This window comes from Micromonospora yasonensis (assembly GCF_026013475.1).
Lineage (GTDB): Bacteria > Actinomycetota > Actinomycetes > Mycobacteriales > Micromonosporaceae > Micromonospora > Micromonospora yasonensis.
In genome coordinates this window covers 1-4,941 of the sequence record NZ_JAPDPH010000347.1, presented here as the reverse complement: position 1 = coordinate 4,941, position 4,941 = coordinate 1, and the positions used below count along the sequence as shown (strand labels likewise).

5 protein-coding genes are annotated in these 4,941 nt (G+C 76.2%); 2 read left to right on the top strand and 3 right to left on the bottom strand.

Features of this window, described 5'->3' with window-relative positions:
- The coding region (locus ONA70_RS34690) for a helix-turn-helix domain-containing protein (protein ID WP_265010713.1) at positions 1 to 258 on the bottom strand (258 nt) is incomplete at its 3' end.
- 225 nt (positions 259 to 483) lie between these two features.
- Between ONA70_RS34690 and metF the strand changes: the two genes are divergently transcribed.
- Both metF and ONA70_RS34680 read left to right on the top strand, forming a co-directional pair.
- Complete coding sequence (gene metF / locus ONA70_RS34685; protein WP_265010712.1) at positions 484 to 1,401, top strand: methylenetetrahydrofolate reductase [NAD(P)H]; 918 nt, start codon at positions 484 to 486, stop codon at positions 1,399 to 1,401.
- Between the two features lie 45 nt (positions 1,402 to 1,446).
- Positions 1,447 to 2,136 carry a CDP-alcohol phosphatidyltransferase family protein gene (locus ONA70_RS34680; RefSeq protein WP_265010711.1) on the top strand — a complete coding sequence of 230 codons (690 nt, stop codon included), beginning with the start codon at positions 1,447 to 1,449 and terminating at the stop codon, positions 2,134 to 2,136.
- An 87-nt stretch (positions 2,137 to 2,223) separates the two neighbouring features.
- On the opposite strand, the gene ONA70_RS34675 is transcribed toward ONA70_RS34680, so the two are convergent.
- Together ONA70_RS34675 and ONA70_RS34670 are read right to left on the bottom strand one after the other, a co-directional pair.
- Complete coding sequence (locus ONA70_RS34675) at positions 2,224 to 3,711, bottom strand: phytoene desaturase family protein (RefSeq protein WP_265010710.1); 1,488 nt, start codon at positions 3,709 to 3,711, stop codon at positions 2,224 to 2,226.
- An 11-nt stretch (positions 3,712 to 3,722) separates the two neighbouring features.
- Positions 3,723 to 4,850 carry a glycosyltransferase gene (locus ONA70_RS34670; RefSeq protein WP_265010709.1) on the bottom strand — a complete coding sequence of 376 codons (1,128 nt, stop codon included), beginning with the start codon at positions 4,848 to 4,850 and terminating at the stop codon, positions 3,723 to 3,725.
- Positions 4,851 to 4,941: the final 91 nt, after the last annotated feature.

Below are 4,941 nucleotides of genomic sequence, written 5' to 3'. Positions count from 1 at the left end.
CCGGCGGCTGTGCGCCGCCGCCCCGGCGAGCAGCCCACCCGGCACCCCGAGGACCACGGCGAGCCAGCCCAGCCAGACGTCGCCGGGGAGCCGTCGTTGGCGTTCCCACCGGGAGACCTCGTGCCGGGTCAGGGTCGGCACGCCGGAGGCGGCGCAGAGCGCCGCCGCGAGCCGTTGCTGGCTCCAGCCACGCGTGCGCCGCAGCTCGGCCAGGAGCGGCCCGAGCGGGCGGGGGTCGGGGAGCGGAAACGGGCTCATCGGTCCTCCGGTGGGCGTCGGCGCGGGTGACGACGCGGACGCCCGGCGTGCCGGACCGGCGCGCCGCCGATCGTGCTGACCCCCGCGCGGGCCCCCGGGCCCCGGCCGTCGGCCGGTCCCACCGCGCTGCCCCGTTTCTACCCCTGGGGTACGACGCTCCACGTGCCCTGCCCGCCGACTGGGAAGCTCCTGGGTACGGCGGGACGCGCCGACTACAGTCGGGACGTGGCGCTCGGTCTTCCCTCCGTCCTCCCCAACCCGCAGCCGGCGATCGGGGAGCTGATCCGCGACGGCCAGCCGACCTTCTCCTTCGAGTTCTTCCCGCCGAAGACCCCGCAGGGAGAGCGCCTGCTCTGGCAGGCCATCCGCGAACTGGAGTCGTTGCGCCCCTCATTCGTCTCGATCACCTACGGCGCCGGCGGCTCGACCCGTGACACCACGGTCTCGGTGACCGAGCGGATCGCCACCGAGACGACCCTGCTGCCGATGGCGCACCTGACCGCCGTCAACCACTCGGTCGCCGAGCTGCGGCACGTGATCGGCCGGCTGGCCTCGGTCGGGGTCCGCAACGTGCTGGCCGTGCGCGGCGACCCGCCGGGCAACCCGGGCGGCGAGTGGGTCCGGCACCCCGAGGGCGTGCGCTACGCCGAGGAGCTGGTCCGGCTGATCCGCGACGCCGGCGACTTCAGTGTCGGGGTGGCCGCCTTCCCGTACAAGCACCCGCGGTCCCCCGACGTGGCCAGCGACACGGAGTACTTCGTCCGTAAGTGCCGGGCGGGGGCCACGTTCGCGATCACCCAGATGTTCTTCGACGCCGACGACTACCTGCGACTGCGGGACCGGGTGGCGGCCGCCGGCTGCGACACCCCGATCCTGGCCGGGGTGATGCCGGTGACCCAGCTCGGCACCATCGAGCGGTCCGTGCAGCTGTCCGGGGCGCCGTTCCCGCCCGCGCTGGCCGAGCGGTTCGCGAAGGTGGCCGACGACCCCGAGGCGGTCCGGCGGCTCGGCATCGAGCAGGCCAGCGAGATGTGCGCCAAGCTGCTGGACGAGGGCGTGCCGGGGATCCACTTCATCACCCTCAACCGGTCCACCGCCACCCGAGAGGTCTGGCAGCGCCTGCGGGTCGACGCGCGGGTGTGACCGCCCGGCCCACGACACCCGCCTCGCCCTTCTACGGTTGATCCCGTGGTGGGCACACAGCTGAACTGGGACCAGTACGCGACCGCGTGGGCGCGGCTGCACGGCGGTTTCGACCCCCGGGTGGCGGCGCCGGCGGTCCGCGCCTGGCTGCGTTTCGCCTACCACGTGGGCTACATCCTGGGCCGGCTCCGGATCGGCCCGACCCCGGTGACCGCGGTCGGGGTGCTGCTCTGCTTCTGCGTACCGCTGCTGGTCGGGCGGCCGGGCGACGGGCCGTTCCTCGGCGCGCTGTTCGTGCTGCTCGCCGCCGTGGCCGACAGCGTCGACGGCGCGGTGGCGGTGACCACCAACCGCACCACCCGGCTCGGCTACGTCTACGACTCGGTCGCCGACCGGCTCGGCGAGGCCGCCTGGCTGACCGCGTTCTGGCTGCTCGGCGCGCCGGGGGCGCTGGTCGCCGCGGCCGGTGGCCTGTCCTGGCTGCACGAGTACGTGCGGGCCCGTGCGGTCGCGGCCGGGATGCGGGAGATCGGCGTGGTCACCGTGGCGGAGCGGCCCACCCGGGTGTGCGTGGCCCTGGCCGGGCTGCTGGTCGCCGGGCTCACCGGTCTGATCGACACCGACGTGACCGCCGGCACCATCACCATGGCCGCCACGGTCTGGGTGCTGCTGGCCGGTTTCGGTCTCGGGCAGCTCCTCGCCGCCGTCCGCCGCGCCCTGATCGACGCCGGCTGACCCGCGCCGGCCGACTCCGGCCGGCGTCGAGCGCAGGCGTTAAGAAGGGGCCCCTGCTCTACCGTAGGCGTTAAGAGGGGCCCTTCCTTACCAGGCCGGGCCGATCTCGTCGGCGACGATCTGCGCGGACAGGGTGACCATGGGGAGTCCGCCGCCGGGGTGGGTGGAGCCGCCGACCAGCCACAGGCCGGCCGCCGGGCCCCGGTTGGCCGGGCGGAGCAGCCCGCCCGCCGTGCCGTAGATGGTCCCGCCCGGCGCGCCGGTGGCGGCGCCCAGGTCGGCCGGGGTACGGATCTCCCGGAACACCAGCCGGTCCCGGACGTCCACGCCCCGCTCGGCGAGCACCTCGAGGATCCGGTCGGCGTACGCCTCGGCCAGTCCCGGCCGGCGCCAGTCGACCGCGCCCGCGGCGGTGCCGTGGCGGGCGGCGTTGACCAGCACGAACCACGCCTCGTGCCCGTCCGGGCGGACCGTCGGGTCGTCGGCCACGGTGACGAAGACCGCCGGGTCGAGGGCCGGCCGGGCCCGTACGCCCCGACCCGGGTCGCCGAAGACGGCGTCGAACTCGGCGTCGTAGTCGCCCGGGAAGAACACGGTGTGGTGGGCCAGCCCGGAGTCCCCGCGTACGCCCAGCAGCAGCACGAAGCCGGCCAGGCTGCGGTCGGTGAGCCCGGCCAGCCGGCGCGGGGTGGGCAGCAGGTCCCGGTAGAGGGTGAGCGCGTCCACGTTGGCCACCACCACGTCGGCCGGGACCGGGGCGGCCGCCCCGGCGAGGCGTACCCCGTGCACCCGGCCGCCGGTGGCGTCGATCCGGGTGACCGTGGTGCCGGTCTGCACCACCACGCCCAGGTCCAGGCAGCGGGAGAGCAGCGCGTCGGCGAGCGTGCCCAGCCCGCCTCGCAGGTACCAGCCACCGAACGTCAGCTCCGCGTAGGGGACGGCGACCAGCGCGGCCGGGGCGCGGCGCGGGTCCGCTCCGGTGTACGTGGCGTACCGGTCGAGCAGCATCCGCAGTCGCGGGTCGGACAGGTGGCTGCGGCCGAGGCCGCGCAGGGTGCGGCCGGGGCCGATGGCGGCGAGGTCACCGAGCCGCCAGGCCAGCGCGGCCAGGTTCCGGGGGGAGTCGATGGCCCGGCCGAGGACGTCCCGGTGCGACGCCGCCCAGACCCGGGCGGCCCGCCGCCAGAGCCGCTGCCAGTCGGCGGCGGCCCGGTCGCCGAGCGCCGCGCCGATCCGGGCGGTGAACTCGGCCGGGTCGGCGCAGGAGTCCAGGGTGGGGCCGCCGCCGGGGAAGACGTGCCGGACGATCGGGTCCAGCGGCACCAGGTCCAGGTATTCGTCGAGCTTCGCCCCGGTCGCCTCGAACAGGTCGTGGAAGACCTGCGGCAGGGTGACCAGGCTGGGCCCGGTGTCGAACCGGTACGTGCCCTCCGGGGTGTCGTGCGCGTACCGGCCGAGCTTGCCGCCGACCGTGTCGGCCTGCTCGAACACGGTTACCTCGTGCCCGGTGACCGCCAGCCGGGCGGCGGTGGCCAGCCCACCCACGCCGGCGCCGATGACCACGATCCGCGCCATGACGTGCCCTCCTAGCCGACCGGGCGACCCCGCCAGGTCAGCCGGCGTCGCTTCCGCAGATGGTACGACCGGAGGGTCAGCCAACCGAGTAACCCGACCGACACGGAGTGTGCCAGCGCGTCGGGCCAGGCCCGCCCGCCGGTGGCCCGGGCGGTGACCACCCGGCCGGCGGCGCCCAGCAGCCAGGCCAGTGCCGCCAGGCCGGCCACCGCCGGTGCGCCGGCGGCCAGCGCCAGCACGGCGACCAGCGGAGGCGCGGTGTAGAGCAGGAGCAGCAGGGCGACCACCAGGGCGGCGGCGACCGGGTGCCCGAACGAGGCCCAGAGCGACTTGGTGTAGCCGTCGCGCAGCTGCGGCCAGGTCTCGTACATCCGGCAGGCGGCCAGCCGGGAACCGTCGGCGAGGGCGATCCGGCCGCCGGAACGCTTGACCGCCCGGGCCAGCTCGATGTCCTCCAGGACCCGGTCGGCCACCGCCGCGTGCCCGCCGGCCCGCAGGTAGCCGGCCCGGTCCACGACCAGGAACTGCCCGCCCGCCGCGGCCAGCGACGGTCGCGGCGAGCGTTCCATCGCGCGCAGCGGCAGGAAGGTCAGCCACAGCCACTGCAGCAGCGGCTGCACCAGCCGGTCGGCCGCCGTCCGCACCACGATCCGGGGGTACGGCGACAGCAGCGCCGCGTCCGCCGCCCGCAGCTCGGCCACCGCCGCCGCCACGGCGTACGGGGTGAGCACCACGTCGGCGTCGACGAAGGCGAGCACGGTCGGCGCCGGGTCGGTCCGGGTGGCCAACTGCCAGCAGGCGTGCGGCTTGCCCAGCCAGCCCGGCGGCGGGGCGACCCCGGTGCGCAGGGTGAGCCGCGGGTCGTCGCCGGCCACCGCGCGGACCACGTCGGCGGTGCCGTCGGTCGAACCGTCGTCGAGCACCACGATCCGCAGGTCCGGTACGCCCCGCTGGGCGAGCAGCGCGCGCAGGCAGGGGGCCACCCGGGCGGCCTCGTCGCGCAGCGGCAGCAGCACCGCCACCGCCTCGGTCACCTCGACCGGACCGGCGGCGGGGCGGCGCAGCCAGCGGGTGGCGTTCACGACCGTGTGCGCGGTGAGCGCGGCGACCGCGACGACCAGCGCGAGGACAGCACTCATCGCGTCACCGGGGCGCTGAGCTGGCCGGTTCGCTCGCTCCTGCCGGGGCGTCGGTGCCGGGGCGGGGTGCCGGCCCGCCTCCCGGTGGCTG